Here is a 25914-nt window from a genome sequence, read left to right as displayed (position 1 = left end):
AACCCCACGCCCTACAGCCCCAGAACGCGGGCCGGCTCGGCGATGATCTGCTGGATCACCAGCCCTGCCGCGCCCAGCACGGCCGCGTCCGCGCCGATGCCAGAGACCACGAGCGGCGGCGGCGTGCCGCGCAGTTGCCGGAGCCTGGTCGCCAGTCCGTCGCCGACCGGCCCTTCCAGCCAAGGGAACAGCGGCCCGAACACCCCGCCGAGCACGATCCTGCCGGGGTCGAGCAGCTGGACGGCCGAGGTGAGCGCCACGCCGAGCGCGTGACCGGCCCGCTCGGCCGCCTCCAGGGCCCGCCGGTCGCCCGACTCCAGCCTGGCCGCCAGCTCGGCGACCGAGCCCAGGTCCCCGAGGAGGGCGTCCTGGCCGGCGTACACCTCCAGGCAGCCGCGGCCGCCGCACCTGCACGCGGGGCCGTCGGGCACGACGACGACGTGTCCCAGCTCGCCCGCGAGCCCGAACGTGCCACGGAACAGCTCGCCGCCCACCACGAGCCCGGCGCCGACGCCGATCTCGCCGGACACGTACAGGAAGTCCGTGGCGCGGGAGCCGAACCACAACTCGCCGAGCGCGGCCAGGTTCGCCTCGTTGTCGATCGCGACCGGCAGGTCGGCCAGGTCCGCGACGCGTACGTCCCGCCACCCGAGATGCGGCGCGTTGCGCAGCACCCCGCCCGCCACGGTCCCCGGCACGGCGAGGGCCGCCCCGATGACCCGGAGCCCGGACTCCTCGGCCTCGGCCGTGGTCTCCTTCACCAGGTCGCGCAGCCGCCGCAGGATCTCCGCCGGGTCGGAGTTGCGGTTGTCGGCCGGTCGGGTGCGGCGCAGCCGTACAGTGCGGGTCAGGTCGACGACGCAGGCGGCCAGGTAGTCGATGTTGATCTCCAGCCCCAGCGTGGCCACCCGGTGACCGCTGAGGCTCAGCGCCACCCCAGGACGCCCCCGCTCACCGGCCCGCACGGTGCCGCTCTCGGTCACCACCCCCGCCTCCAGCAGGTCGGAGACCAGGCTGGACACGGTGGTCTTGGTCAGCCCGGTCCTCTCAGCGAGCGCGGCCCGGGTGTGAGGTCCTGATCGGTGAATGGTCCCCAGTACTACGGCCAGGTTACGGGCACGCATGGAATCATGCCTGACCCCTCTTGACGACACCCCACTCACCTCCTCAGGATTATGTACAGATTATGGACTAAAGGTTAGGACCCGCACATGTCGAACTTCACCCCCACCCCAGACGACCGCTTCACCTTCGGCCTATGGACGGTCGGCTGGCAGGCCCGCGACCCGTTCGGCGACGCCTCCAGGCCGGCCCTCGACCCGGTCGAGAGCGTGCACCGGCTGGCCGAGCTGGGTGCGCACGGTGTCACGTTCCACGACGACGACCTGCTCGCCGTCGAGCCCGACCGGGACAAGGCCGTCGCGGCGTTCAAGAAGGCCCTGGACGAGACCGGGATGAAGGTCCCGATGGCCACCACGAACCTGTTCACCCACCCGGTCTTCAAGGACGGCGCGTTCACCAGCAACGACCGCGACGTCCGCAGGTACGCCCTGCGCAAGGTCATCCGCAACATCGACCTGGCCGCCTCGCTGGGCGCCAAGACCTACGTCTGCTGGGGCGGGCGCGAGGGCGCGGAGTCGGACGCGGCCAAGGACGTCAAGGCGGCGTTCGAACGCTACAAGGAGGGCCTCGACCTGCTCTGCGCGTACATCCGCGACCGCGGCTACGACCTGCGCTTCGCCATCGAGCCCAAGCCGAACGAGCCCCGCGGCGACATCCTCCTGCCCACGATCGGCCACGCCCTGGCGCTGATCGGCGAACTGGAGCACCCTGAGATGGTGGGCCTCAACCCCGAGGTCGGCCACGAGCAGATGGCCGGGCTCAACTTCGTCCACGGCATCGCGCAGGCGCTGTGGCACGGCAAGCTGTTCCACATCGACCTCAACGGCCAGCACGGCCCGAAGTACGACCAGGACCTGATCTTCGGCCACGGCGACCTCAAGAGCGCGTTCTTCCTGGTCGACCTGCTGGAGAACGGCGGCTACGACGGCCCACGCCACTTCGACTACAAGCCGCTGCGCACCGAGGACCCCGAGGACGTGTGGGTGTCGGCGGCGGCGAACATGCGGACGTACCTGATCCTGAAGGAGAAGTCGCGGGCGTTCCGCGCCGACCCCGAGGTGCAGGAGGCCCTGCGCGCCTCGCGCGTGGACGAGCTCTCCCAGCCCACGCTCGCGGCCGGCGAGACCTGGGCCGACCTGGCCAAGGACGAGTTCGACCCCGAGGTGGCGGCCGCGCGCGGCTTCCACTTCACCCACCTGAACCAGCTCGCCCTTGAGCACCTCATGGGGGTACGTGGATGACGAGGCCGATCAGCGTCCAGCTCTACACCGTCAGAGAACAACTGGCCGCCGACCGCGACACCGTGCTGAGGCGGATCGCGGAGATCGGATACCGGGCGGTCGAGCCCTACGACCCGACCTCCGACCCCAAGGGCTTCCGCCAGGTCGCCGACGACCTGGGGCTGAGTGTGTCGAGTACGCACGCGTACGCGCTGCTCAGTAAGGAGCCCGCGGAGGTCTTCGACGCGATCGCGACGGTCGGCACGGACCTGGTGATCATTCCTGGTGGCATCGCGCACGAGGAGTTCACCACGCGCGACGGCCTGGCGCGCACGGCCGACCTGCTGAACGGCCTGGCCGAGCAGGCCGCCGGGCACGGGATGCGGATCGGCTACCACAACCACTGGTGGGAGATCGAGCCGATGCTCGACGGCCGGCACGCCATCGAGGTGCTGGCCGATCTGCTCGCCCCCGAGGTGTTCCTGGAGATCGACACCTACTGGGCGGCGGTGGGCGGCGCCGACGTGCCCGCCCTGCTCGGCCGCCTCGCGCGGCGCATGACGGCGCTGCACGTCAAGGACGGCCCCGTCGTGAAGGGGGAGCCGCACACCGCGGTGGGCCAGGGCGTCATGCCCGTGCCCGAGATCCTCGCCGCCGCCCCGGACGCCTGGCGCATCGTCGAGCTCGACGAGTGCGCGACCGACGTCTTCACCGCTCTCGCTGACAGCCACGCCTACCTCACCTCCCTGGAGAGCTCTTGAGCAACGGCCCCGTCGGCGTCGCCCTGGTCGGCGCCGGAGTGATCAGTGGCCAGTACCTCCGCAACCTCAACGCCTTCCCCGACGTACGCGTGCTCGGCGTCGCGGACCTGGACGCCGACCGGGCCGCCGCCGTGGCGCGCGAGCACGACGTACCCGTGTCGGGCCCGCTCGGCTCGGTGCTCGCGCTGCCCGAGGTCGAGATCGTCGTCAACCTCACCGTCCCGTCCGCGCACGCGGCCGTCGCGCTGGAGTGCCTGCGCGCGGGCAAGCACGTGTACGGCGAGAAGCCGCTGGCACTGGACATGGACGAGGCGGCCAAGGTCGTGGCCGAGGCCGCCAACCTCGGCCTGCGCGTGGGCGGCGCGCCCGACACGTTCCTCGGGGCCGGGCTCCAGTCGACCGGGCGCGCCCTGCGCTCCGGCCTCATCGGCACGCCGGTCGCCGTCACGGCGGCCACCCAGAGCCTCGGCCCGGAGTCGTGGCATCCCAATCCCGAGTTCTTCTACCAGCCCGGCGGCGGTCCACTCTTCGACCTCGGCCCCTACTACCTGACCGCCCTGGTGTCACTGCTCGGCCCCGTCATCCAGGTGGCGGCCGGCACCCGCAGGGCGCGTGAGCACCGCGTCGTCGGCTCGGGCCCCAAGGCGGGCGAGATCTTCCCGGTGGACGTCCCGACGCACGTCAACGCGCTGCTCGACTTCCCAGGCACGGCGACGGCGGCGGCCACGTTCAGCTTCGACTCGCCGGTCAACCGCCGCATGATCGAGATCATCGGCACCGAGGGCGCGCTGTCGCTGCCCGACCCCAACACGTTCGACGGCCCGCTGCTGGCGCGCGGCGCGCACGACAAGGACTGGCGCGAGCTGCCGCTGTCGGGCACGACGGCCAGCCGCGGCATCGGCGTCCTGGACATGGCCAGGTCGATCCGGGCGGCCACGCCGCACCGGGCGTCGGGGGAGCTGGCCTACCACGTGCTGGAGCTCATGACGGCGATCGAGGAGTCCGGCGGGAGCTCGGAGTTTCGCGGGATCGCCTCCACGACAGCCACCCCCGAGCCGCTGCCAGACGACTGGGACCCGTACGCGTTAACTATCGCTACTTAAAGTAATAATGGCCTTACGGAAAGGAGTTTCCCCTAACCAGCCGGGCATCACCAGGCTACGAAATCCCCATCCCGAAGGTGATGCCATGCGTGTTCTGATCCAACTCCGGCCCGCCCCCGACGTCGTCGCCGCCGTGATCGACCCCGGCGTGGTCGCCACGGCCGCCGACGTCGCGGGCGACCTGCCAGGCGTGCTCCTCGACCGTGCCTTCACCCCCGTCCCGGTGCCGCGCGCGCGGCCGGTCTCCGCCCACGGCGATCCCCTGTCGCCGCACCAGCGCATGGCGTTCTCGCTCGCCCCGGAGGACGCCTCCGTGCTGGTGCGCGGCGAGATCGCCGGCGACGAGTCGTCCACCAGGTCGGCGCTGCTGGTGTCGGCCGTACGCGAGGTGACCGGCGTGTTCGCCGATCCGGTCATCGAACCCAATCCGACGTGCGGCGGGGACGGGCCCGTCGGCGACTGGCACGCGGTCAGGCGCCTCCTGCACGCCTCGGACCTGTGGGCGCAGGGCCACGACGGCGCGGGCGTGACCCTGGCCGTCGTGGACAGCGGCATCAACGCCCGGCACGTCAGCTCGGTCATCGGCTCGCCCGTGACCGTCGACGACGCGCGGAGTTGGAGCCCGCCGGGGGTGAACCGCACCCCCGGGCGCCACGCCGTCGGCCACGGGTCCATGTGCGCCTTCGACGCGCTGCTCGCCGCCCCGAAGGCGACCCTGCTCGACATCCCCGTCCTGCTGAGCCGCAGGGGCGGGCCAGGGCTGGACGGCCTGCTGTCCGACGCCGTGGCCGCCTACTCCCACCTGCGCGACGTCGTCAACGCCATGCCCGCGGGGTCCAGGTCGCTGGTCGTCAGCAACAGCTGGGGGCTGTTCTCGACGGAGTCGGACTTCCCGCCCGGCCATCCCGGCAACTACTCGGACAATCCCGCGCACCCGTTCAACGTGATCGTGGGCAGCCTGGAGGACGCGGGGGCGGACATCCTGTTCGCGGCGGGCAACTGCGGGCGCGACTGCCGCGACGCCAGGTGCGCCTTCCCCGACCGCCCGATCGCCGGCGCCAACTCCCACCCCGCCGTCACGTCCGTCGGCGGCGTGGACACGCGGGGCGAGCGCGTCGGCTACTCCTCCCAGGGCCCGGGGCGGCTCTCCAGCCGCAAGCCCGACCTGTGCGCCTACACGCACTTCGCCGGCTCCGAGGCGAGCGGCGGCGCCGACACCGGCACCTCCGCCGCCTGCCCGGTCGCCGCCGGCGTGGTCGCGGCCGTCAGGACCCAGAGGCCCGCCACCCGGCTCTCCCCCGAACAGTTCCGCACACTGCTGCACCGCACGGCCGACGACCGCAGCACGGTGGGCTTCGACCACGACTACGGGTACGGCGTCATCGACCCGCCCGGCATCCTGGCCGCCCTCGGCAGACAGGCCGGAACGCGCGCGGCCTGATCCTGGACGGTCGGTCGCCATGTCCACAAGATCTTTCTGGCCGTGGCCGTCCTCGTCGCACTGGCCGGCTGCGGCACCACCGCCCCGGAGCCCGCGGCCGCGCCCCAGGCCGGCAAGGCGGTTCCGTGCCGCCTACCGGCCGGAACACGACGAGATCGCGGCCGCGTTCGAGGGCTGAGCCATGCCCGTTCACCTGGGGTGACGGTAACGCGTTGGCTTGGGCATGGCGGACCCGCAAGAATGGCGCGATGGCTGAAAGTGTGGAGACCGACTGGGTCTCCAAGTTCGCGGACGAGGTGATCTCCGAGGCGGAGAGACACGCTCCGGGCAAACCGATCGTCTGCGCCTCGGGGCTGAGCCCGTCCGGCCCGATCCACCTCGGCAACCTGCGCGAGGTCATGACGCCCCACCTGGTCGCCGACGAGATCAGGCGGCGCGGGGTCGAGTGCGTCCACCTGCTGTCCTGGGACGACTACGACCGCTTCCGCCGGGTGCCGGCCGGCGTCGACCCGTCCTGGGCCGAGCACATCGGCAAACCGCTGACCTCGGTGCCGGCGCCTCCGGGCAGCACGCACGCCAACTGGGCCGAGCACTTCAAGGCCCCGATGATCGAGGCCCTGGCGGAGCTGGGCGTCGAATATCGCGGCATCAGCCAGACCGGCCAGTACACCTCGGGCGCCTACCGCGCGCAGATCCTGCTGGCCCTGCGCGAGCGGGCCAGGATCGACGCCGTGCTGTCCCGCTACCGGTCCAAGCAGGTCGAGGGCTACTTCCCGTACAAGCCGTACTGCGACCTGTGCGAGCGCGACCTCACGACCGTCACCGCCTACGACGACGAGACCACCGAGCTGGCCTACACCTGCGAGTGCGGGTTCGGCGAGACCGTGCGCCTGGCCGAGCACGACCGCGGCAAGCTCGTGTGGAAGGTCGACTGGCCGATGCGCTGGGCGCACGAAGGCGTGATCTTCGAGCCGTCCGGGGTCGACCATCACTCCCCGGGCTCCGCCTGGATCGTCGGCGGCCAGATCGTGGACGAGGTGTTCGGCGGCCGGCAGCCGATCGGCCCCATGTACGCCTTCGTCGGCATCACCGGCATGGCCAAGATGAGCAGCTCCAAGGGCGACGTGCCGACCCCGGCCGACGCCCTGGAGATCATGGAGGCGCCGGTGCTGCGCTGGCTGTACGCCCGCCGCAAGCCGGCCCAGTCCTTCAAGGTCGCCTTCGACCAGGAGATCCAGCGCCTCTACGACGAGTGGGACGCCCTGGGCCGCAAGGTCGAGGCGGGCCAGGCCCAGCCCGCCGAGCTGGCCGCGTATGAGCGGGCCGTGGCCACGGCGGCGGGCCCGCTGCCCGGCACGCCGCACCCGGTCCCCTACCGGACGCTGGCCTCCATCGTGGACGTCACGACCGGCCACGCCGAGCAGACCCTGCGCATCCTGCGCGACCTCGACGGGATCGGCGCGCTCGACGAGGCCCGGCCGCGCCTGGACAGGGCGCAGCGCTGGGTCGACGGCCACGTGCCCACCGACCAGCGCACGCGCGTGCGCGAGGCTCCGGACGAGGAGTTGCTCGACTCACTCGGCGAGCAGGAGCGCGAGTCGCTGCGGCTGCTGGCCGACGGGCTCGACGACTGGTCGCTCGACGGCCTCACCGCGCTGGTCTACGGCGTGCCGAAGGTCCAGGCCGGCCTGCCGGCCGACGCCAAGCCGACGCCGGAGCTGAAGGCGGCCCAGCGGGCCTTCTTCGCCCTGCTCTACAGGCTGCTCGTCGGCCGCGACACCGGCCCGAGACTGCCCACGCTCCTGCTGGCCGTGGGCGCCGACCGGGTCCGCAAACTCGTCGGCGCATGAACGGCACCGGCCAGAAAGCTCCTCCGCACATGAACGGCACCACCGGAAAGCTCCTCGGCACATGAACGGCGTCGTCCTGATCACCGGCATCTCGGCGGCCGGTAAGTCCACCGTCGCGCAGGCACTGGCCGAGCGGCTGCCACGCTCGGCCCACGTGCGGGGTGACGCGTTCCGGCGCATGGTGGTCAACGGCGGCGCCGGCATGACGCCCGACCTCGCGGAGGAGGCGGTGCGTCAGCTTCACCTCCGTTACCGGATCGCGGCGAACGCAGCGGACCTGTATTTCGAAGCCGGATTTACGGCAATAGTGCAGGACGTAGTTCTAGGCGAGGATTTGACGAAGTTCGCGAAAATGATTCGTACTCGTCCGCTATATGTAGTCGTACTCGCGCCGGATCCGGTGGAGGTCGAGCGCCGGGAGCGGGAGCGGCCCAAAACCGGCTACGGCGAGTGGACGATCGGCCGGCTCGACGCCGCCCTGCGCGGCGAAACCCCACGTCTGGGCCTGTGGCTGGACACCTCGCGGCAAACGCCGGAAGAGACCGTAACCGAGATCATTTCCCGCGCCCAAGAGGCCGAAATTCACGAGAATCCCGCATAACACGATCAATGCAAGGCGAATTCAAGCGGGCTGCATGTGTGCCGGTGGACCTTGACATCATGAACAAGCAGCCCTTCGCCGCCAGCGTCAGTGTCATCGTTCCCGCGATGAACGAAGCCGAGAACCTGCCCCACGTCTTCGCCACGCTGCCCGACTGGATCGACGAGGTGATCCTGGTCGACGGCAACTCGACCGACGACACCGTCGCCGTCGCGCGCAGGCTGCGCCCCGACCTCCGGGTCGTCGTGCAGACCCGGCGCGGCAAGGGCAACGCGCTCATCGAGGGCTTCCAGGCCGCCAGGGGCGACATCATCGTCATGATCGACGCCGACGGCTCGACCGACGGCAGGGAGATCCACTCGTTCGTCGCCACGCTGCTCAACGGCGCCGACTTCGCCAAGGGCTCCAGGTACGCCCCCGGCGGCGGCTCCGACGACCTCAGCCCGGTCCGCTCGTTCGGCAACAAGGTCCTCACCGGACTGACGAACCTGCTCTACGGCACCCGCTACACCGACCTCTGCTACGGCTACAACGCCTTCTGGGCCCGCCACCTCGAGGTCATGGAGCTCGACTGCGACGGATTCGAGATCGAGACCCTGATGAACGTCCGCGCCGCCCAGGCCGGCCTCATCATCCGCGAGGTGCCCAGCCACGAGCGCTCCCGCATCCACGGCGAGAGCAACCTGCACGCGGTCCGCGACGGCCTGCGCGTCCTCAGGACGATCATGCGGGAGCGGGCGCGCGGGACGGCCGTGACGACGCAGACCCAAGTGGCACTCGCGAAGTAAATAGTGACATCCTCGGCCAATGCGCTACATAGTGATCGGAGCGGGGGCGGTCGGAGGAACCATCGGCGCCCGCCTCTTCCAAGGCGGGCACGATGTTCTGCTCATCGCGAGGGGCGCCCAACACGACGCCATCGATCGCGACGGCCTGCGCCTGATCACCCCTGAGTCCGACGAGACCCTGGACATCCCCGTCGCCGCCGGGCCCGTGCCCACGCGCGACGACGACGTGGTGATCCTGGCCACCAAGTCGCAGGACACGATCGCCGCGCTGGCCCCCTGGCCGTCCGAGCTGCCCGTCGTGTGCGCCCAGAACGGCGTCGACAACGAGCGTACGGTCCTGCGCAGGCACGAGCGCGTCTACGGCATGTGCGTGTGGCTGCCCGCCCAGTACATGGAGCCGGGGGTCGTGGTCGCGCACGGATATCCGTACTCCGGCATGCTGCACGTCGGTCGTCATCCACAGGGTGTGGACGACCTCGCCGCGCAGATCGTCACCGACCTCGGCAAGCACGGCCTCGTCGGGCGCCCGTCGGCCGACGTGATGCGCTGGAAGTACGGCAAGCTGCTCGGCAACCTGGCCAACGCCATCGAAGCGCTGGCCGGCCGCTCGCCCGGCGCGGGGACGATCGCCGAGCGGGCCAGAGCCGAGGCCAGGGCCGTGCTCGACGCGGCGGGCATCGCCTACTCCACCACCGAGGAAGAGCAGGCGGTACGCCGCCACCTGGTGGACGTACGCCCCATCGAGGGCGTCACCCGCGGCGGCGGATCGTCGTGGCAGAGCCTGGCCAAGGGCACGGGCTCCATCGAGGCCGACTACCTCAACGGCGAGATCGTGCTGCTCGGGCGCCTGCACGGCGTGCCCACCCCGGTCAACGAGGTGCTGCGACGCGAGGCCGGCCGGGCCGCCCGCGAACAGCGGGCGCCTGGCTCGATGACGCCCGAGGAACTGCTCGCGCTCATCGACGGGCGTTCCGCAACCTGATCCCGCTGAACTCCAGCGTGCTCGCCGTCACCTCGTTCCAGAACGGCCACAGGTCGGCCAGCACTCGCATCTGGATCCCCGCCTCCTCGTGCAACTCGAACAGGTCGCCGACCGGCTCGGGCGGGCCCAGCGGCGTCACGGGCACCTGCGCGACCATGGCGTGCGGCGGGTCGCCGATGGGCGCGAAGCCGGCGGCGGGCAGGCGGTAGGCGTAGAGCCGCACGTCCATGATGGCCTTCAGCCAGGCGTACTCGATGGCGTGGACCCGCTCGCCGCCGCCGGAGCCGATGATCCGGGTCTTGTCCTCCTCGGTGGTGCGCGGTCCCGTCCAGGCCATCGCCCGCGGGCAGGCGCGCGGGAACCAGTAGTCCGGGCACCTGTCGTGGCCGACCGCCCACACGTACGGCTCGGACTCCCTGCTGGTCGGCGCGACGTGCGGCTCGAACCGCTCGATGGTCGGGTCCTCCGAGAAGTGCAGCACCTGGCCGAGCTCGGGTCTCATGGACGCCATCATGGCGCATACCCCGCGGATCTCCGGGCAGTGGAAACGCCTTCTGAGAAGAGGACATCCATCAGAGCACGCCGATGAGGGGTTGAGTTGGATGATCTTAGTGGGAGCGCTCCTGGTCCTGCTCGCCGGCGGTGCCGCCGCCTTGGTGCTGACCGAGGAGAGCGCCAGGTACATCCTGTTCGGATATACCTTCGAGCTGAATCACGTGGAGATGTTCCTGGCGGGTGCGGTCGCCGCGGCGGTTCTCCTGCTGGGCGTCTGGTTGATTCGTACCGGATCGCGCAGGACGGCACGGCGCCACCGCAGGGTGCGCAGCGCCAGGGCCGAGACCTCCAACCGGGTCGCCCGGCTGGAGGACGAGAAGCGCGACCTGGAACGACGACTGGAACGCGAGCACACGTCCGGCGACCGTCTCGTCGCCCGGAGCTCGGAGGAACCCAGGCAGTGAGCCGCGTCAGACGGCGTTCGCGCTCTGGCGCGCGGGCAGCAGGTTGCCCTCGCGCCAGAGCGCGAACCCGGTGATCACCGCGCCCAGCCCTTCCCAGAGCCCGACCCCGAAGAACTCACTCGGCGCCGCCCCCGACAGCACCAGCGTGCTGAAAACCGCGAACGTCACGAGCCTGAACGGCACGGTCCAGCGGAAGAACGGCGTGTAGTTCGCCGACGAGGCGAGGACGTAGTAGACGCCCATGTTGACGGCCGCCATCGAGGAGGCGGCCATATAGACCAGCGTGTAGTCACCGGCCGGGCGGACGTCCAGCACCTCGAAACCCAGCAGGGCCAGCAGGGAGTCCGGCGAGATCAGCCCGAACAGGCCGAGCGCGAAGGCGAGGAAACCGAAGACCGCGATGGTCCAGCCGGAGAAAGAACGCGGAAGACGCACAGAAATCCTTCCAATGGGGGGTGTACTCTGCGAGGCGATCTCATCATGCACCCGGAGGTCGCATGCCCCCCACGCGTGGCCGTCCCATCGCACTGAAAATCCTCGTCCTCCTCCTCGTCCCGCTGCTGTCGCTGGTCGGCCTGTGGGCGTTCGCCGCGGGACTGACCGGCGGCGACGGCCTCCGGCTGCTGTCGATCAACGATCTGGCCACCAACCTGGCCACCCCGTCGGAGCAGGTCAACATCCACCTGCAGAACGAGCGGCTGCTCTCGGTGCAGCTCCTGGCCACCGGCCGGGGCGCCGACGAGCTGGCCGGGCAGCGCGGCGCGACCGACCGCTCCGTGGCCTCCTTCCGCAGGCTGGCCAAGAACCAGCGTGACCTGGCACCCGAGATGACCACGCAGCTCACCGCGCTGAACGGCAAGCTCGACCAGCTCGCGGACATCCGCCGCGACGTGGACGGCCAGGCGGTGGCCCCACTCGACGTGATCGACTCCTACAACCAGATCGTCGACGCGTCCTTCCGCATGTACGACGCCATGGTCCTGGTGCCCGACATGACCCTGTACAAGCAGGCCAGGGCGGTCACCATGCTGGGCGAGGCCAAGGACATGCTGTCCAGGGAGCGGGCCGTGATCGCGGTGGTGCTGGCCAGGGGCAGGGTGGAGCCCAGGGAGCGGGAGGCGTTCACGGGGATGGTGGCCACCAGGCGGCTGCTCTACTCCCAGGCGCTCTCGCACCTGGACGGCGGCCTGCGGGGGCCGTACGAGCGGCTGTCCGCGTCGCCGGTCTACAAGGAGTTCCTCCAGGCCGAGGACGTCATCCGGGGACAGGCGGCGACGAACGGACTGCCCGCGGGCGCGGCCACCTGGCCCATCGACGGCCAGAACCTCTGGGCCGTCGTCGAGCGCGACCAGGCCGTGGCCGTGGAGGGCATCGTGGCCAGGGTGACACCGACGGCCGTCGGCATGCTGGTCAAGATCGGCGTCGCGGGCGGCGTGGGGCTGATCGCCGTCGTCGCCTCCATCATGCTCTCGCTGCGCTTCCGCAAGCGGCTGGTGCGCGAGCTGGCCGGGCTCCGCGACGCCGCGACGGAGCTGGCCGAGGTGCGGCTGGCCGGGCTGGTCAAGCGGCTGCGTACGAACGTGGACGCCCCCATCCCCGCCGAGGTCGCGCCGCTCCAGGTCAGGACCCGCACGTCCGAGGTACGCGACATCGTCCAGGCGTTCAACAACGTGCAGTCCACGGCCGTCGAGGCCGCGGTGAGCCAGGCGAGGCTGCGCCACGGCGTCAGCCAGGTCTTCGTCAACCTGGCCAGGCGCAACCAGTCGCTGCTGCACCGGCAACTGCTGCAGCTCGACAGCATGGAGCGGGCCACGGAGGAGCCCGAGGTGCTGGCGGACCTGTTCAAGCTCGACCACCTCACCACCCGCATGCGCAGGCACGCCGAGAGCCTCATCATCCTGTCCGACCAGGCCCCAGGGCGCGGCTGGCGCAACCCGGTGCCGATCATGGACGTCCTGCGCGCGGCCGTGGCCGAGGTGGAGGAGTACGAACGGGTCGAGGTGCTCCAGCCGCCGCCGGTCGCGCTGCTCGGCTCGGTGGTCACGGACGTGGCCCACCTGATGGCCGAGCTGGTCGAGAACGCCACCCTCTTCTCCCCACCCCAGACCAGGGTGGACGTACGCAGCACGAGCACGCCGCACGGCCTGCGGGTCGAGGTCGAGGACCGCGGACTCGGACTGCCGCGGACCGAGCTGGACGAGCTCAACGACCGGCTGTCGAAGCCGCCGGAGTTCGACCTGGCGCAGAGCGCGCGGCTCGGCCTGTTCGTCGTCGGGCGGCTCGCGGCCAGGCACGGCATCAAGGTCACCCTCGCGCCTTCACCGTACGGCGGGCTGACCGCGATGGTCGCCCTGCCGTCATCCCTCCTGGCCGGCCAGCCGGTCGCCGGCGGAAAGGCGTAGGAAGGGCTCGCTGAAGTGGGCGGTGGCGAGAATCGCTGACTCCGCCCTGAGCGCGCCGAGCGTCTCGGCCCTGGTGAGGGCGGCCGCCACCTGGTCGTCGTCGTACAGGTAGCGGACGGCCGGGTTGTCCAGCTGCACGGGATGGAGCACGAGATCGCCGGTCATGACCACGTCGCCGACCCTGGCGATCTGGTGACCGGGAGTGTGTCCTGGCGCGAAGTTGACGTGGACGCCCGGCGCGGCCTCGGCGTCGCCCTCGACGACGTGCAGCAGGTCTCTGATCCTCGAGACGACCTGGTCGAGCATGAGGCCGCCGGCCGCCTCCAGCTCGGCCCGCTGGAGCACGTGGCGGGCGTTCTCGAACACCGGCCTGCCGCCGGCCACCACGCCACTGGCGTGGTCGCTGTGCAGGTGGGTGAGGATGACGGTGCCGATCTCGGCGGGCGTCACGCCCACGGCGGCCAGCTCACCGGCCAGCGCGCCGGGCACCGGCGCCCAACTGGACGCCGGCGAGTCCGTGTCACCGACGCCGGTGTCGACCAGCGTCAGGTGACCTGACGCGGCGCGCAGCAGAAAACAGTGGAAGTGCAGGACCCACGGCTCGTCAGGAAGCCCGGAGCCCGGGAACAGCTCGGCGAGCGGGCGGCGGATCGCCGCTCCCATGGGTCCCACGGCGTCGCAGAGCGGTGTCACCTCGACGCCGGACACGGTCAGCGGTTCGTGCGGCACCTCGTAAGACTACGGGTGAGCCTACGGGTGCCGCTCACGCCGCGACGGGATGGCGCGGGACGTACTCGTTCTCGATGTCGGCGGCGAAGACGGCGCGGCGGCAGTGCGCGCACCTGTACATGATCGGGCCTTCGTCGAGCTCGTGGTGGCACCGCGGGCAACGGCTGACGGTCTTCATGATGCTCCCCCAAGGAGGTCGTTGGTCCTATGGAACCCTCATCGAGTTGCAGGGATCCTGCACGCCACTTGATACGACGACGCCGCACCGATGGGAGTTCGCACACCGAGCGAGTTAATTTTCCTCGCCGTACGGTGCTGCGAAGAACATTGTCACGCGCCCGCGCCCCTTCGCGGCCCAAGACACGAGAACCGCCCGGGAATAGCTCAACAGGGCTAGGCGTTTCATGGGGCAGAAGGTGTGGTATGTTCCCACCAAGCGTTGAGCTCCAGCTCCGCTGATCCTTCACCGAGCCCGGCCCGTCTTCACCGAGGGCCCCGGCTTTCTCTCGTTTCATTTTGCTCGCCGGCCGCCGCGCGTGGTCCGGCGCATTCCCCCAAAGGGGTTCACCATGTCTGTGCAAACCATTCCACGACAGCGTGCGGACACGCCTGTCCGGCAGGTCAGTGGCCTCCTGGACGTACGCGACAAGTCCGCCTTCATCCGAGCCGGACACCTGCCGGGCCCCGGCGACGTACGGCTGACTCCCGACAAGGTCCGCCAGTACGACCTGCGCCCCGGCGACCACGTCGTCGCGTCCTTCGCCGGGAACAAACTCGTCGGCGTCGAGTCGGTCAACGGCGCCGCCCAGTGGCGGCACCGGCCGAGATTCGCCGACCTGACGCCCGTCCACCCGACCGAGCGCCTCACCATAGAGACCGAGTCGCTCAGCACGCGCGTCATCGACCTGTTCGCGCCCATCGGCAAGGGCCAGCGCGGCCTCATCGTCGCACCGCCCAAGGCCGGCAAGACCATGGTCCTGCAGGCGCTGGCCGCCGGGATCAGCCGCAACCATCCCGAGGTGCATCTCATGGTCCTGCTCGTGGGCGAGCGGCCCGAGGAGGTCACCGAGATGCGCGCCACGATCGAGGGCGAGGTCTACTACTCGACCTTCGACCACCCCGACCGCGACCACACCACCATCGCCGAACTGGCCGTCGAACGGGCCAAGCGGCTCGTCGAGTCCGGCCAGGACGTCGTCATCCTGCTCGACTCGCTGACCCGGCTGGGGCGGGCGTACAACAACCTGGCGCCCGGCGGGGGGCGCGTACTCACCGGCGGCATCGACGCCTCCGCCATCTACCACCCCAAGCGCTTCTTCGGCGCCGCCCGCAACGTCGAGGGCGGCGGCTCCCTCACGATCCTCGCCACCGCGCTGGTGGACACGGGCTCGCGAATGGACAACAACCTGTACGAGGAGTTCAAGGGCACCGGCAACATGGAGTTGCACCTCACCCGCGAACTGGCCGAACGCCGCCTCTTCCCGGCCGTGGACCTGGACGCCTCCGGGACCAGGCGCGAGGAGATCCTGCTGCACGCCGAGGAGCGGCAGGTGGTCTGGCGGCTGCGCCGGATGCTCACCGCGCAGGAGAAGCAGCGCGGGCTCGAGATCCTCGTCGGCAAACTCCGCTCCACCCCTTCCAACGCCGCCTTCCTCCTCGAAGCCGGCGCCTGACCTCCGCCAACGGTGCTTCTTACGTTGCGCCAGAATGGCCGCATGCTGGCCGACATCGTCGAATACCTCATCTGCCCGGTCTGCCGCGAGGACGTGCGACTGGCGGCGGGCGCGCTGCGATGCGCGCGGGGGCACGCCTTCGACGTGGCCAGGCAGGGATACGTCAGCCTGCTCGTGGGATCGAAGCCGCCTGGCACGGCGGACAGCGCCCCGATGGTGGCCGCGCGGGCCGCGTTCCTCGACGCCGGCCACTACGCCCCGCTCGCCGCGGCGGTCGCGGAAACGGTACGCGCGCATGCGGCGGGGGAGATCGTTTCCGGAAAACATGAGTCCTCTACGGAAACGAATGACGGCGCGGGGTTGAGGGCGTACCGTGGGGCGGGAATGAAGGCCGGTTACGGTGTGGGGCCAGCAGGTGGGCCCGCGTCTGACCGGGACATCGTCGAGGGTCGTCGTCGCGCGGAGGGCAGGGCCGCGCCGGTGATCGTCGACGTCGGCGCGGGAACCGGGCACTACCTGGCGACCGCGCTCAATGCCGTTAACGATGGCATCGGAATGGCGTTCGATGTGTCCAAGCACGCTGTACGCAGGGCGGCGCGGGCGCATCCGAGGGCGGGAGCGTTCGTGGCCGACGTGTGGCGACCGCTGCCGATCCGGGGTGGGGTGGCCGATGTGGTGATCGATGTGTTCGCGCCCAGGAACGGGCCGGAGTTCAAGAGGGTCCTGCGGCCGGACGGGATCGCGGTCGTCGTCACGCCTGCCGCGACGCACCTGAGCCCGCTGGTCGAGGAGTTGGGTCTGCTCTCCGTCGACGAGGAGAAGGAGCGCAGGGTCGCGCGCAGCCTGGAGGGGTTCGCCGAGACCGGGCGGCGTTCGATCGAATTCGACCTGGAGCTGACGCAGGACGATGTCGCCGAGGTCGTCGGAATGGGCCCAAGCGCGTGGCACACCGACCCGGCCGAGCTTCAGCAGCGAATCGCCGGATATTTCTCCCGAAATGCCGCAAAAGGGAAGAAAAAAGTAGTTACGCATGCGGCATTTCATCTGTCTATCTTCGTGCCCGTACCTCGATCAAGGGTCGCTCCTTGACGGACATGTGCGACTGGTGTTACTGATGGGGCATTTAGTCCGAAATTCCCCCACATTTCCCGAGCATTTCCCCGGCACAGGCGCAATACTGGACGGCATCCCGCGCCCGGAGGCGCGGGACATGAAAGGGAGGGGGCGCACCGGATGAAGGCGGAGGAACGCTGGCAGGCCAGGTTCCGGGCGTCGCGCATGACGCTGCCGTCCTGGGCGCGTCAGGCCCCGAACCGCTCCATCTACCGCTCCAACGCCACCGGCACGTGGGAGGTGTACGCCTGGGACCGCGTCACGGGCGCCACCCGGCAGGTCACCGACCGGCCCAAGGGCACCGCGTACGCCGCCGTCGACCCCACCGGCCAGTGGATCTACTGGTTCGCCGACACCGACGGCGACGAGTTCGGCGTGTGGCTGCGCCAGCCGTTCACCGGCGGCCCCGACGAGCGGGTCGCGCCCGGCCTGCCGCCCGGCCAGCCCGGCGGCATCGCCCTGTCCGCGACGGGCGCCGCGGCGATCACCTTCGCGAGCGAGGGTTCGTTCCGCATCCACCTCGTACGCGACGGCGAGCCGGAAAAGCTGCTGTACGAGAACACCGAAGCCGCGTGGGTAGCCGACATGTCCCTCGATGGCTCCCTCATCGCCATAAATCACGGTGAGTACGGCGATTTCCGGCACCCAGCGCTCCGCGTCGTCAACCAGAACGGCGACACCGTCGGCGAACTGTACGACGGCGCCGGCAAGGGCGTGGTCGGCCTCAGCTTCGCCCCGGTCGTGGGCGACCGCCGCCTGCTCGCCCTGCACGAGCGCCGCCGGCGCCACGAGCCCCTGGTGTGGGACCCGGCGACCGGCGAACAGCGCGAGATCTGGCTGCGCGACGCCGGCGACCTCGACGCCGAATGGTACGACGACGGCCGCGGCCTGCTCATCCTGCGCGATGACCGGGCCCGCAGCTACCTGCACCGCTACGACCTCGCCGGCGGCGTACTGACGCTGATCGACACCCCGCACGGCGTGATCGACGAGGCGGCGCCGCGGCCGGGAGGCAACGTCGAATACCTGTGGTCCAACGCCTCACGCCCGCCGGTCATCCGTTCCAGCAACGGCCAAGTCGTGGTCAACCCCAGCGGCCCGCCCGCCCCGCCGAGCGTCCCCGTCGAGGACCTCGACGTCGAGGGCGAGGGCGGCCGCATCCACGCGCTGGTCTCCAAGCCCGAGATCGGCACCGCGCCCTACCCCACCGTCTTCCTGCTGCACGGCGGACCGGCCGCGCACGACCGCGACGTCTTCTCGCCCGAGGTCGCGGCCTGGGTGGACGCGGGCTTCGCGGTGGTGCGGGTCAACTACCGAGGCTCCACCGGCTACGGCTCGGCCTGGCGCGACGCGCTGCACGGCGACGTCGGCCACATCGAACTGGCCGACGTGGCCGCCGTCCGCCAGTGGGTGGCCGACCACGGCATCTCCGACCCGGACCGGATGGTGCTGGCGGGCTCGGCCTGGGGCGGCTACCTCACGCTGCTCGGCCTCGGCACCCAGACCGGCCTGTGGGCGGCCGGCATCGCGGCGGTGCCGATCGCCTGCCACCAGACCTCCTACGAGGACGAGGCGGAGAGCCTGCGCGCCTACCACCGCGCGTTGTTCGGCGGCTCACCCGACGACCAGCCCGAGCGCTACGCGGCCAGCTCCCCGATCACGTACGCCGACCAGGTGCAGAGCCCGCTGCTGATCCTCGCGGGCGAGAACGACACCCGCTGCCCGGTGCGCCAGATAGAGAAATACGTGGCCAAGCTCGCCGAGCACGGGCGTGAGCACGAGGTCTACACCTACGACGCCATTCGCGGGTCTCTCGTGGTCGCCGAGCGAATCGCGCAGATCGCCCTCCAACTCGAGTTCGCCAGAAAACACGTCGATCAACCATGACATTTCACAAGAAGCCGGACGGCGCGCGGTAGAAACCGGACGGCCGGCGGGCGCGCGGCGTCAGCGGGCGCGCGGTAGAAACCGGACGGCCCGCGGTCGCGCGGCGTCAGCGGGCGCGCAGGACCACGATGGCGAGGTCGTCCGCGCTCGGCTCCGAGGCGAACTCGGCCGCTCCCCTGCGGATGCGCTCCGCGACCGCCCTGGCCGACAGGCCCGCGCACTCGGCCAGCAGCTTGCTCAGGCCGCCGTCGTCGTCGAGCAGCCGCCCGCCCGAGCGCCGCTCGGTCACTCCGTCCGTCACGGCCAGCAGCACGTCGCCGTGATCCAGGCGGACGGTGTCGGCCTCGAACATGACCTCGTGGAACACGCCGAGCAGCGACTGCGGCGTGGTCACCGCCTCCACCTTGCCGCTCGGCTTGAGCCGCAGCGCCTCGGGATGCCCGGCCGAGACCAGGCGAACCTCGAGCCCGGTCTTCACGGGCGTGATGTCGCCGTGGAGCAGCGTGAGGAACCGGGCGCGCTCGCCCTCCTCCAAGATCGCCTGGTTGAGCCGCCCGAGCACGGCCGCGACGCCGTAGCCCTCCCTGGCCAGCAGCCGCAACGTGTGGCGGGCGAGGCCGGTCACGGCGGCGGCCTCCGGGCCGGTGCCGCAGACGTCGCCGATCGCGAACCGCCACGAGTCGTCGCCCGCCTTGAACAGGTCGTAGAAGTCGCCGCCGACCTCGTTGGCCTCGCCGGCGGGCTCGTAGATGACGCCGTAGTCGAGGCCGGGGACCTCGGGCTCGTTGGGCGGCAGCAGGCTGCGCTGGAGCGCGCGGTTGGCGGCGGCCTGCTGGGCGTAGAGCCTGGCGTTGTCCATGGCCAGCGCCGCGCGCCTGCCGATGTCCTCGGCGAACTGGATGACCTCGTCGGGGAAACGGTCGGGCCGGCCCAGGCACATCAGGCCGAGGGTGCGGCCGCGGGCCATCAGCGGCACCGCGAGGACCTGCGACTCCGGCAGGTGGATCGCGGAGGTGACCCTGGTGTCTGCGGCGTCGACGTCCATCTCCGTCAGCTGCTCGCGCAGGCCGTCGATCCTGGCCTCGTCGGCGTGCCAGAGGTAGACCAGCCGCAGCGGGCCGGAGTTGTCGGAGGTGTAGACGGCGCACCAGCTCGCCAGTCTCGGCACCACGACCTGGGCGATGATCGCGGGCACCATGTCGGGGTCGAGAGTGCCCGCGAGCAGGTCACTCGCGTCAGCCAGGAACCCCAGCCAATGTGGCCCTCTGGAGCTCTCCTCCAGCCACTCCGATGCGATTCTGTCCACAGAGCCGGGTAGCGTGAGCCTAGCCCAATGGACACGGGAATCGCCCGCGAAGGTGACTCCCCACTCTTCAACGTTAGCGGAGGGTGCTTTCGGTTCTGCCTGAGAGGAGCGTCGTTGCTTCAACTCCACTTGTACGGTGTCCCCAAAATGCTTCCAGATGACCTCGAACGGCTCGTCAGCGACCTGCTGGGCCAAGTCTCCCGCGACCTGCTCGGCGGTGTGGAGCACGCCGCCAGTGGCCCACGCGGTCATCACCTCACGCGTGAACCTCATCGCAGACGTCACAGCGGTCTCGCCTGGCGCGAACGTCGCAGCGAGCACCGCATGGGGAGAAGAAGTCATCCCAACGTGCCTACCACACTTCCCGTTGACTTGGGGTAAATCCAAGGACAGGACTACGAGCTACTCATCGTGACAGACTTGAATCACTCGCCGGAGCTCACAGCGAGTGAAGGAGGCCCCATGACCACGGCCAAGGTTGCGCCAAGCCCTGAGGAGAGGACGTACACCGAGGCGGATCTCGTTCCCATCCTGGAGACCCTCTTCTCCTGGCGTGACGGCGATTTCCGGCGCCGGGTCCCGCACGCGCCTCCCGGCATCATGAGCGAGGTCCGGCTGCTGCTCAACGAGGTGGCCGACCGTCGCGAGCACCTGTCCAACGAGCTGGTGCGCGTGCGTAAAGAAGTCGTCAAGGAAGGCCGGTTCGGCGAGCGGCTGACGCCGGGACCGGGTGTCGGCGCATGGTCGGAGAGCGTCGAGTCGGTCAACATACTGATCGACGCGCTGGTGAGCCCCGTGAGCGGCGCGGCGGACGTGATCGACGCGGTCGCCAAGGGTGATTTGTCGCGGCGGATCGACCTCGACAGGTCGGCCCGGGGTGAGGTGCGGCGCCTGGGCAAGGCCATCAACGGCATGGTCGACCAGCTCGCGTTGTTCAACTCCGAGGTCACCAGGGTGGCGCGCGAGGCCGGGACGGAGGGCCGCCTGGGTGGCAGCGCCAACCTGCGCGGCATGTCGGGGAGCTGGCGCGATCTCACCGAGGCGGTCAACACGATGTCGTCCCGCGTGGCCGCGCAGGTGCGCGACATCGCGGTCGTGACCACCGCGGTGGCCAAGGGCGACCTGAGCCGCAAGGTGACGGTCGATGCCGTGGGCGAGATGTTCGAGCTGAAGAACACCGTCAACACGATGGTCGACCAGTTGTCCGGCTTCGCCGAGGAGGTGACCCGAGTCGCCCGCGAGGTCGGCACCGAGGGGCAGCTCGGCGGCCAGGCACAGGTCACCGGCGTGTCGGGGGTCTGGAAGGACCTGACCGACAACGTCAACTTCATGGCCAACAACCTCACCTCCCAGGTGCGCAGCATCGCGACCGTGGCGACGGCGGTGGCCCAGGGCAACCTGTCGAAGAAGATCACCGTCGACGCCCAGGGCGAGATCCTGCAGCTCAAGGACACCCTCAACACGATGGTCGACCAGCTGTCGTCGTTCGCCGACGAGGTCACCCGAGTCGCCAGGGAAGTGGGCACCGAGGGCAAGCTGGGCGGGCGCGCCGAGGTGAAGGGCGTGTCGGGCGTCTGGAAGGACCTCACCGACAACGTCAACTCCATGGCCAACAACCTCACCTACCAGGTACGCAACATCGCCCAGGTGACGACGGCCGTGGCCAACGGCGACCTCACCCGCAAGATCGACGTGGACGCCCAGGGCGAGATCCTTGAGCTCAAGTCCACCATGAACACGATGGTCGAGCAGCTGTCCTCGTTCGCCTCCGAGGTGACCAGGGTCGCCCGCGAGGTCGGCACGGAGGGCCAGCTCGGCGGCCAGGCGCAGGTACGCGGCGTGTCCGGGGTCTGGAAGGACCTGACCGACAACGTCAACTCCATGGCCAACAACCTCACCTCGCAGGTACGCCAGATCGCGGCGGTCTCCTCCGCGGTGGCCCAGGGCAACCTGTCGAAGAAGATCACCGTCGACGCCCAGGGCGAGATCCTGCAGCTCAAGGACACCCTCAACACGATGGTCGACCAGCTGTCCTCCTTCGCGGACGAGGTGACCAGGGTCGCCCGCGAGGTCGGCACCCAGGGCCAGCTCGGCGGTCAGGCCAGGGTGAAGGGCGTGTCCGGGGTCTGGAAGGACCTGACCGACAACGTCAACTCCATGGCCAACAACCTGACGTACCAGGTGCGCAACATCGCCGAGGTGACCACCGCGGTCGCCAACGGCGACCTCACACGCAAGATCGACGTGAACGCCCAGGGCGAGATCCTGGCGCTCAAGACCACCGTCAACCGGATGGTCGACCAGCTCTCCTCGTTCGCCTCCGAGGTCACCCGAGTCGCCCGCGAGGTGGGCTCGGAAGGCCAGCTCGGCGGCCAGGCGCGGGTCGAGGGCGTCGAGGGCACGTGGAAGCGGCTCACCGAGAGCGTCAACGACCTGGCCGGCAGCCTCACCACGCAGATCCGTGCCATCGCGACCGTGACCAGCGCCGTGGCGCGCGGCGACCTGACCCGCTCGATCGCCGTCGAGGCGCAGGGTGAGCTGGCGGAGCTGAAGGACAACATCAACTCGATGGTGGGCAGCCTCCGCGAGACCACCCAGGCCAACCAGGAGCAGGACTGGCTCAAGTCCAACCTGGCCCGCATCTCCAGGCTCATGCAGGGCCACCGCGACCTGCTCGAAGTGGCCAAGCTGACGATGAGCGAGCTGACGCCGCTCGTGTCGGCCCGCTACGGCGCCTTCTACGGCATCGATCCCGAGGGCGACCACGAGCTGATGCTGATCGGCGGCTACGGCGTACGCCCAGACAGGGGGCCGCGCCAGCGCTTCGCGATCGGCGAGGGCATCATCGGGCAGGCGGCGGCCGAGGGCAGGCACATCATCCTCGACGACGTGCCGCCGCAGTTCATCACCATCGACAGCGGGCTCAGCCAGTCCACGCCCGCGCAGATCGTGGTGCTGCCGATCCTGTTCGAGAGCCGCGTGCTCGGCGTGCTGGAGCTGGCCTCGTTCACGCCGTTCGGCGAGGTGCACCTCGACTTCCTGCGGCAGCTCGTCGAGACCATCGGCGTCACGATGAACACGATCATCGCAAACTCCCGCACGGAAGACCTGCTGACGGAGTCGCAGCGGCTCACCAGGGAGCTGCAGGAGCGCTCGGACGAGCTGCAGCGCCAGCAGGAGGAGCTGCGCAGGTCCAACGCCGAACTGGAGGACAAGGCGGCGCTGCTGGCCAAGCAGAACCGCGCGATCGAGATCCAGAACTTCCAGATCGAGCAGGCCCGCCGCACGCTGGAGGAGCGCGCCGAGCAGCTCGCGGTGTCCTCGCGCTACAAGTCCGAGTTCCTCGCCAACATGTCACACGAGCTGCGCACGCCGCTCAACAGCCTGCTGGTGCTGGCCAAGCTGCTGACCGAGAACGCCGAGGGCAACCTGACCTCACAGCAGGTCGAGTTCGCCCGCACCATCCACAGCGCGGGCTCGGCGCTGCTCCAGCTCATCAACGACATGCTCGACCTGTCGAAGGTCGAGGCCGGTCGGATGGACATCCACCCGATCCAGGTGTCGCTGCCCAAGATGGTCGATCTGCTGGAGGCCGCGTTCGCGCCGCTGGCGCAGGACAAGGGCCTGTCACTCAGCGTCGAGGTCGACTCCGAGGTGCCCAGCGAGCTGCGGGCCGACGAGCAGCGCCTGCAGCAGGTGCTGCGCAACCTGCTGTCCAACGCGGTGAAGTTCACGCCGAAGGGCGAGGTGAAGCTACGCGTCACGCGGGCGCCCGCCGGGGTCCACTTCGACGACGACACCCTGCACGAGGCCGCCGACCTGCTGGCGTTCCAGGTGGTCGACACGGGCATCGGCATCGCGCCCGACAAGCGTGACGTCATCTTCGAGGCGTTCAGGCAGGCCGACGGCACCACGAGCAGGAAATACGGCGGCACCGGGCTCGGCCTGGCGATCTGCCGGGACATCGCCCGGCTGCTCGGCGGCGAGATCCACGTGGACAGCGAGCTGGGCAACGGCAGCACGTTCACGCTCTACCTGCCGGCCTCCTACACCGGGCCGCTGGCCGCGACCGACGGCGGGGCGGCGGCGAGGCGGCAGTTGATGACGCCGCCGGCGCAGGAGCAGTCTGCCGCCGCGCAGGCGCCCGAGCCGCCGATGCCGCTGGACCTTCCGATGCCTGAGCTGGTCGAGCCACCCGTCGAGACGCCTGTCCAGTGGCAGGGCGACGACCCGCTCAACGGCGCCAAGATCCTCATCGTGGACGACGACATCCGCAACGTCTTCGCGCTCACCAGCGTGCTGGAACGACATGGCTCGACGGTCGTCTACGCTGAAAACGGCCGGGAGGGGATCGAGCAGCTCGAACGGAACGAGGACGTCGCACTCGTGCTGATGGACATCATGATGCCGGAGATGGACGGGTGGGCCACGACCTCGGCCATCCGGCGAATGCCGCAGTTCGCCGATCTGCCGATCATCGCTCTGACCGCCAAGGTCATGCGGGGCGATCGTGAGAAGAGCATCGCCTCGGGCGCGTCCGACTACGTTCCGAAGCCGGTCGACGTGGACCGCCTGCTCGAACGCCTGCGCGGCTGGCTCAGCCGGGGGCGGGGATCCGGGTCCGACGCATCACCAGCCGAAGGGTCGTGATCAATGCCGGATCGTGCGAAGATCCTCCTGGTCGACGATCGCGAGGAGAACCTCATCGCGCTCGAAGCCATCCTCAGCTCACTCGACCTGGTGCCCGTACGCGCCAGGTCGGGTGAGGAGGCGCTCAAGGCCCTGCTCAACACCGAGTTCGCGCTCATCCTGCTCGACGTGCGGATGCCGGGCATGGACGGGTTCGAGACGGCGGCGCACATCAAGCGGCGCGAGCGGACCAGGAACATCCCGATCATCTTCCTGACCGTGGTCGACAGCGCTCCCGACTACGCCTTCCGCGGCTACGCGGCCGGCGCGGTCGACTACCTCACCAAGCCGTTCGACCCGTGGGTGCTGCGGGCGAAGGTGTCGGTGTTCGCCGAGCTGTACAACATGAACAAGCGGCTGGCCGAGCAGGCGTCCATGCTGCGTGACCGCGTTAGCGGCGAGCTGCCGCCGGGGGCCGGTGATCAGGCGTCGGTGTTGCCGGAGCTGTCGCGGCGGCTGACGGCGGTGGAGGATGAGCTGGCCCGGGTGCGTGAGCTGGCCCGCAAGTCGCAGGATCCGGCGCTGGCCGCGCCACTGGCCGATCTGACCGACCGGGTGACGAGCCTGCGCGCCGGCTTCGACGCGCTCACCTGAGCCTCGGTACTCGCCTGAGCGCCGGTACTCGCCTGAGCGCCGGCGCTCATCTCAGCCTCGGCGCGCCGGCGCTCGCTGAGCCGCGACGCTCAGTTCAGCCCCGGCGCGTCCTAGGTGGCGGGCGCGTCCTCAGTGGCGGGCGCGTTCCAATGCGTCCCAGAAGCCGCGCCGGAGGGCGTGGCGCACCTCGTCGTGCAGGAGGAAGTCGATCGGCAGGGACGACCCCTGCAGCAGCCGCGCCTCCAGGTCGGAGGGCATCCGCGGTTTGCGCGCCAGCACCGCCTCCAGCCACAGCGCCGGGGCGTCCCTGGCGACGGACTCGCCGAAGTCGTGGCCTTCCCTGTGGGCCGCCTTGACGGCGTCGGCCAGCGTGGTGGCGCCGGCGGTGGCCGCGGACGGCGGGTTGACCGGGGCCGGCTGTGGCCCGGTGTACGACCCCGGCTGCGACGGCTGGTAGGACGCGCTCGACGGCATGGAGAACTGCCCGGTGGTGGGCGACTGGGACGGGACGGGCCCGGTCGCCGGGGCCGACGGCGGCGGCGTGGCGGGAGGCGGCTGCTCCGGCTGGTAGGCCGAGTAGGAGGGCAGCACGTTCGGCGAGGAAGGCCCGTTGGACGACGGCCGGCTGTGCTGTGAGGAGGAGCCCGCGGCGTGGCTCCCGCCGGACGACGGCGACTGAGGCAGCGGCTGGGGC

General features: G+C 70.2%; 21 protein-coding genes and 1 pseudogene. 15 read left to right on the top strand and 7 right to left on the bottom strand.

Annotation, left to right across the window (positions count from 1 at the left end; all coding sequences use genetic code 11):
• Window positions 1-11 precede the first annotated feature (11 nt).
• Window positions 12-1124: an ROK family transcriptional regulator gene (locus tag ITP53_RS28165; RefSeq protein ID WP_195898475.1), complete on the bottom strand. Its 1113-nt coding sequence runs from the start codon at window positions 1122-1124 to the stop codon at window positions 12-14.
• An 87-nt stretch (window positions 1125-1211) separates the two neighbouring features.
• Here ITP53_RS28165 and xylA point away from each other — a divergent pair, with 87 nt between their 5' ends.
• From xylA to ITP53_RS28125, 8 genes are all read left to right on the top strand, one after another.
• Window positions 1212-2363 (top strand): xylose isomerase, encoded by a 1152-nt coding sequence (xylA, locus tag ITP53_RS28160; protein ID WP_195898474.1) that lies wholly within the window; start codon window positions 1212-1214, stop codon window positions 2361-2363.
• Window positions 2360-3103 carry a sugar phosphate isomerase/epimerase family protein gene (locus ITP53_RS28155; RefSeq protein WP_195898473.1) on the top strand — a complete coding sequence of 248 codons (744 nt, stop codon included), beginning with the start codon at window positions 2360-2362 and terminating at the stop codon, window positions 3101-3103. Before xylA ends, ITP53_RS28155 begins: the two co-directional genes overlap by 4 nt.
• Complete coding sequence (locus tag ITP53_RS28150) at window positions 3100-4206, top strand: Gfo/Idh/MocA family protein (protein ID WP_195898472.1); 1107 nt, start codon at window positions 3100-3102, stop codon at window positions 4204-4206. Before ITP53_RS28155 ends, ITP53_RS28150 begins: the two co-directional genes overlap by 4 nt.
• Window positions 4207-4291: 85 nt before the next feature.
• Entirely contained in the window at window positions 4292-5647 is a 1356-nt protein-coding gene (locus ITP53_RS28145; RefSeq protein ID WP_195898471.1) for a S8 family serine peptidase, read from the top strand.
• A gap of 248 nt (window positions 5648-5895) precedes the next feature.
• Window positions 5896-7497 carry a lysine--tRNA ligase gene (gene lysS / locus ITP53_RS28140; protein WP_195898470.1) on the top strand — a complete coding sequence of 534 codons (1602 nt, stop codon included), beginning with the start codon at window positions 5896-5898 and terminating at the stop codon, window positions 7495-7497.
• Window positions 7498-7558: 61 nt separating this feature from the next.
• Window positions 7559-8098, top strand: coding sequence for an AAA family ATPase (locus tag ITP53_RS28135; protein WP_195898469.1), 540 nt, complete (start codon window positions 7559-7561; stop codon window positions 8096-8098).
• Between the two features lie 59 nt (window positions 8099-8157).
• Entirely contained in the window at window positions 8158-8886 is a 729-nt protein-coding gene (locus ITP53_RS28130; RefSeq protein ID WP_195898468.1) for a glycosyltransferase family 2 protein, read from the top strand.
• Between the two features lie 19 nt (window positions 8887-8905).
• Window positions 8906-9868 carry a ketopantoate reductase family protein gene (locus tag ITP53_RS28125; protein ID WP_195898467.1) on the top strand — a complete coding sequence of 321 codons (963 nt, stop codon included), beginning with the start codon at window positions 8906-8908 and terminating at the stop codon, window positions 9866-9868.
• Here ITP53_RS28125 and ITP53_RS28120 read toward each other — a convergent pair.
• Window positions 9843-10370 carry a DUF6886 family protein gene (locus ITP53_RS28120; RefSeq protein ID WP_195898466.1) on the bottom strand — a complete coding sequence of 176 codons (528 nt, stop codon included), beginning with the start codon at window positions 10368-10370 and terminating at the stop codon, window positions 9843-9845. The genes ITP53_RS28125 and ITP53_RS28120 overlap by 26 nt on opposite strands.
• A 100-nt stretch (window positions 10371-10470) precedes the next feature.
• On the opposite strand from ITP53_RS28120, the gene ITP53_RS28115 reads away from it, so the two are divergent.
• Window positions 10471-10827: a hypothetical protein gene (locus tag ITP53_RS28115; protein WP_195898465.1), complete on the top strand. Its 357-nt coding sequence runs from the start codon at window positions 10471-10473 to the stop codon at window positions 10825-10827.
• Window positions 10828-10833: 6 nt separating this feature from the next.
• Here the strand turns inward: ITP53_RS28115 and ITP53_RS28110 are convergent, their stop codons facing one another.
• Window positions 10834-11262, bottom strand: coding sequence for a hypothetical protein (locus ITP53_RS28110; protein WP_328815993.1), 429 nt, complete (start codon window positions 11260-11262; stop codon window positions 10834-10836).
• A gap of 62 nt (window positions 11263-11324) precedes the next feature.
• Here ITP53_RS28110 and ITP53_RS28105 point away from each other — a divergent pair, with 62 nt between their 5' ends.
• Window positions 11325-13229, top strand: coding sequence for a sensor histidine kinase (locus ITP53_RS28105; RefSeq protein ID WP_195898464.1), 1905 nt, complete (start codon window positions 11325-11327; stop codon window positions 13227-13229).
• Here the strand turns inward: ITP53_RS28105 and ITP53_RS28100 are convergent.
• Both ITP53_RS28100 and ITP53_RS28095 read right to left on the bottom strand, forming a co-directional pair.
• Window positions 13185-13958: an MBL fold metallo-hydrolase gene (locus tag ITP53_RS28100; RefSeq protein WP_328815991.1), complete on the bottom strand. Its 774-nt coding sequence runs from the start codon at window positions 13956-13958 to the stop codon at window positions 13185-13187. The genes ITP53_RS28105 and ITP53_RS28100 overlap by 45 nt on opposite strands.
• 34 nt (window positions 13959-13992) lie before the next feature.
• A complete protein-coding gene (locus ITP53_RS28095; RefSeq protein WP_195898463.1) occupies window positions 13993-14136 on the bottom strand; it encodes a hypothetical protein in 144 nt (47 codons plus the stop codon).
• 391 nt (window positions 14137-14527) lie between these two features.
• Between ITP53_RS28095 and rho the strand changes: the two genes are divergently transcribed.
• The 3 genes from rho to ITP53_RS28080 all read left to right on the top strand — a co-directional run bounded on the left by rho (window position 14528) and on the right by ITP53_RS28080 (window position 18631).
• Entirely contained in the window at window positions 14528-15631 is a 1104-nt protein-coding gene (rho, locus tag ITP53_RS28090) for a transcription termination factor Rho (protein WP_195898462.1), read from the top strand.
• 42 nt (window positions 15632-15673) lie between these two features.
• Window positions 15674-16720: a putative RNA methyltransferase gene (locus ITP53_RS28085; protein WP_195898461.1), complete on the top strand. Its 1047-nt coding sequence runs from the start codon at window positions 15674-15676 to the stop codon at window positions 16718-16720.
• Between the two features lie 144 nt (window positions 16721-16864).
• Window positions 16865-18631, top strand: a complete 1767-nt coding sequence (locus ITP53_RS28080; protein WP_195898460.1) for a S9 family peptidase — start codon at window positions 16865-16867, stop codon at window positions 18629-18631.
• Window positions 18632-18737: 106 nt separating this feature from the next.
• Here ITP53_RS28080 and ITP53_RS28075 read toward each other — a convergent pair whose 3' ends face one another.
• Window positions 18738-19937, bottom strand: a complete 1200-nt coding sequence (locus tag ITP53_RS28075; protein ID WP_328815988.1) for a PP2C family protein-serine/threonine phosphatase — start codon at window positions 19935-19937, stop codon at window positions 18738-18740.
• A gap of 462 nt (window positions 19938-20399) precedes the next feature.
• Between ITP53_RS28075 and ITP53_RS28070 the strand changes: the two genes are divergently transcribed.
• On the top strand, window positions 20400-24587 hold the full coding sequence (locus tag ITP53_RS28070; protein ID WP_195898459.1) for a HAMP domain-containing protein: 4188 nt from the start codon (window positions 20400-20402) through the stop codon (window positions 24585-24587).
• 3 nt (window positions 24588-24590) lie between these two features.
• Window positions 24591-25220 carry a response regulator gene (locus ITP53_RS28065; protein WP_195898458.1) on the top strand — a complete coding sequence of 210 codons (630 nt, stop codon included), beginning with the start codon at window positions 24591-24593 and terminating at the stop codon, window positions 25218-25220.
• A gap of 129 nt (window positions 25221-25349) precedes the next feature.
• On the opposite strand, the pseudogene ITP53_RS57945 reads toward ITP53_RS28065, so the two are convergent.
• Window positions 25350-25914: pseudogene (locus ITP53_RS57945) on the bottom strand (NYN domain-containing protein); the annotation flags it as partial.

This window comes from Nonomuraea cypriaca (assembly GCF_015645445.1).
In the GTDB taxonomy this organism is placed as follows: domain Bacteria; phylum Actinomycetota; class Actinomycetes; order Streptosporangiales; family Streptosporangiaceae; genus Nonomuraea; species Nonomuraea cypriaca.
The sequence above is the reverse complement of the archived record's forward strand: the minus strand, read 5'-3'. Positions and strand labels throughout refer to the sequence as shown.

What these genes read in the sequence shown, in the direction of transcription:
- ITP53_RS28080 (WP_195898460.1), top strand. Translation starts at nt 16,865, where the DNA reads ATGAAGGCGGAGGAACGCTGGCAGGCCAGGTTCCGGGCGTCGCGCATG.
- ITP53_RS28070 (WP_195898459.1), top strand. Translation starts at nt 20,400, where the DNA reads ATGACCACGGCCAAGGTTGCGCCAAGCCCTGAGGAGAGGACGTACACC.
- ITP53_RS28105 (WP_195898464.1), top strand. Translation starts at nt 11,325, where the DNA reads ATGCCCCCCACGCGTGGCCGTCCCATCGCACTGAAAATCCTCGTCCTC.
- rho (WP_195898462.1), top strand. Translation starts at nt 14,528, where the DNA reads ATGTCTGTGCAAACCATTCCACGACAGCGTGCGGACACGCCTGTCCGG.
- ITP53_RS28135 (WP_195898469.1), top strand. Translation starts at nt 7,559, where the DNA reads ATGAACGGCGTCGTCCTGATCACCGGCATCTCGGCGGCCGGTAAGTCC.
- ITP53_RS28155 (WP_195898473.1), top strand. Translation starts at nt 2,360, where the DNA reads ATGACGAGGCCGATCAGCGTCCAGCTCTACACCGTCAGAGAACAACTG.
- lysS (WP_195898470.1), top strand. Translation starts at nt 5,896, where the DNA reads ATGGCTGAAAGTGTGGAGACCGACTGGGTCTCCAAGTTCGCGGACGAG.
- ITP53_RS28120 (WP_195898466.1), bottom strand. Translation starts at nt 10,370, where the DNA reads ATGAGACCCGAGCTCGGCCAGGTGCTGCACTTCTCGGAGGACCCGACC.
- ITP53_RS28085 (WP_195898461.1), top strand. Translation starts at nt 15,674, where the DNA reads ATGCTGGCCGACATCGTCGAATACCTCATCTGCCCGGTCTGCCGCGAG.
- xylA (WP_195898474.1), top strand. Translation starts at nt 1,212, where the DNA reads ATGTCGAACTTCACCCCCACCCCAGACGACCGCTTCACCTTCGGCCTA.
- ITP53_RS28065 (WP_195898458.1), top strand. Translation starts at nt 24,591, where the DNA reads ATGCCGGATCGTGCGAAGATCCTCCTGGTCGACGATCGCGAGGAGAAC.
- ITP53_RS28125 (WP_195898467.1), top strand. Translation starts at nt 8,906, where the DNA reads ATGCGCTACATAGTGATCGGAGCGGGGGCGGTCGGAGGAACCATCGGC.
- ITP53_RS28095 (WP_195898463.1), bottom strand. Translation starts at nt 14,136, where the DNA reads ATGAAGACCGTCAGCCGTTGCCCGCGGTGCCACCACGAGCTCGACGAA.
- ITP53_RS28115 (WP_195898465.1), top strand. Translation starts at nt 10,471, where the DNA reads ATGATCTTAGTGGGAGCGCTCCTGGTCCTGCTCGCCGGCGGTGCCGCC.
- ITP53_RS28130 (WP_195898468.1), top strand. Translation starts at nt 8,158, where the DNA reads ATGAACAAGCAGCCCTTCGCCGCCAGCGTCAGTGTCATCGTTCCCGCG.
- ITP53_RS28145 (WP_195898471.1), top strand. Translation starts at nt 4,292, where the DNA reads ATGCGTGTTCTGATCCAACTCCGGCCCGCCCCCGACGTCGTCGCCGCC.
- ITP53_RS28165 (WP_195898475.1), bottom strand. Translation starts at nt 1,124, where the DNA reads ATGCGTGCCCGTAACCTGGCCGTAGTACTGGGGACCATTCACCGATCA.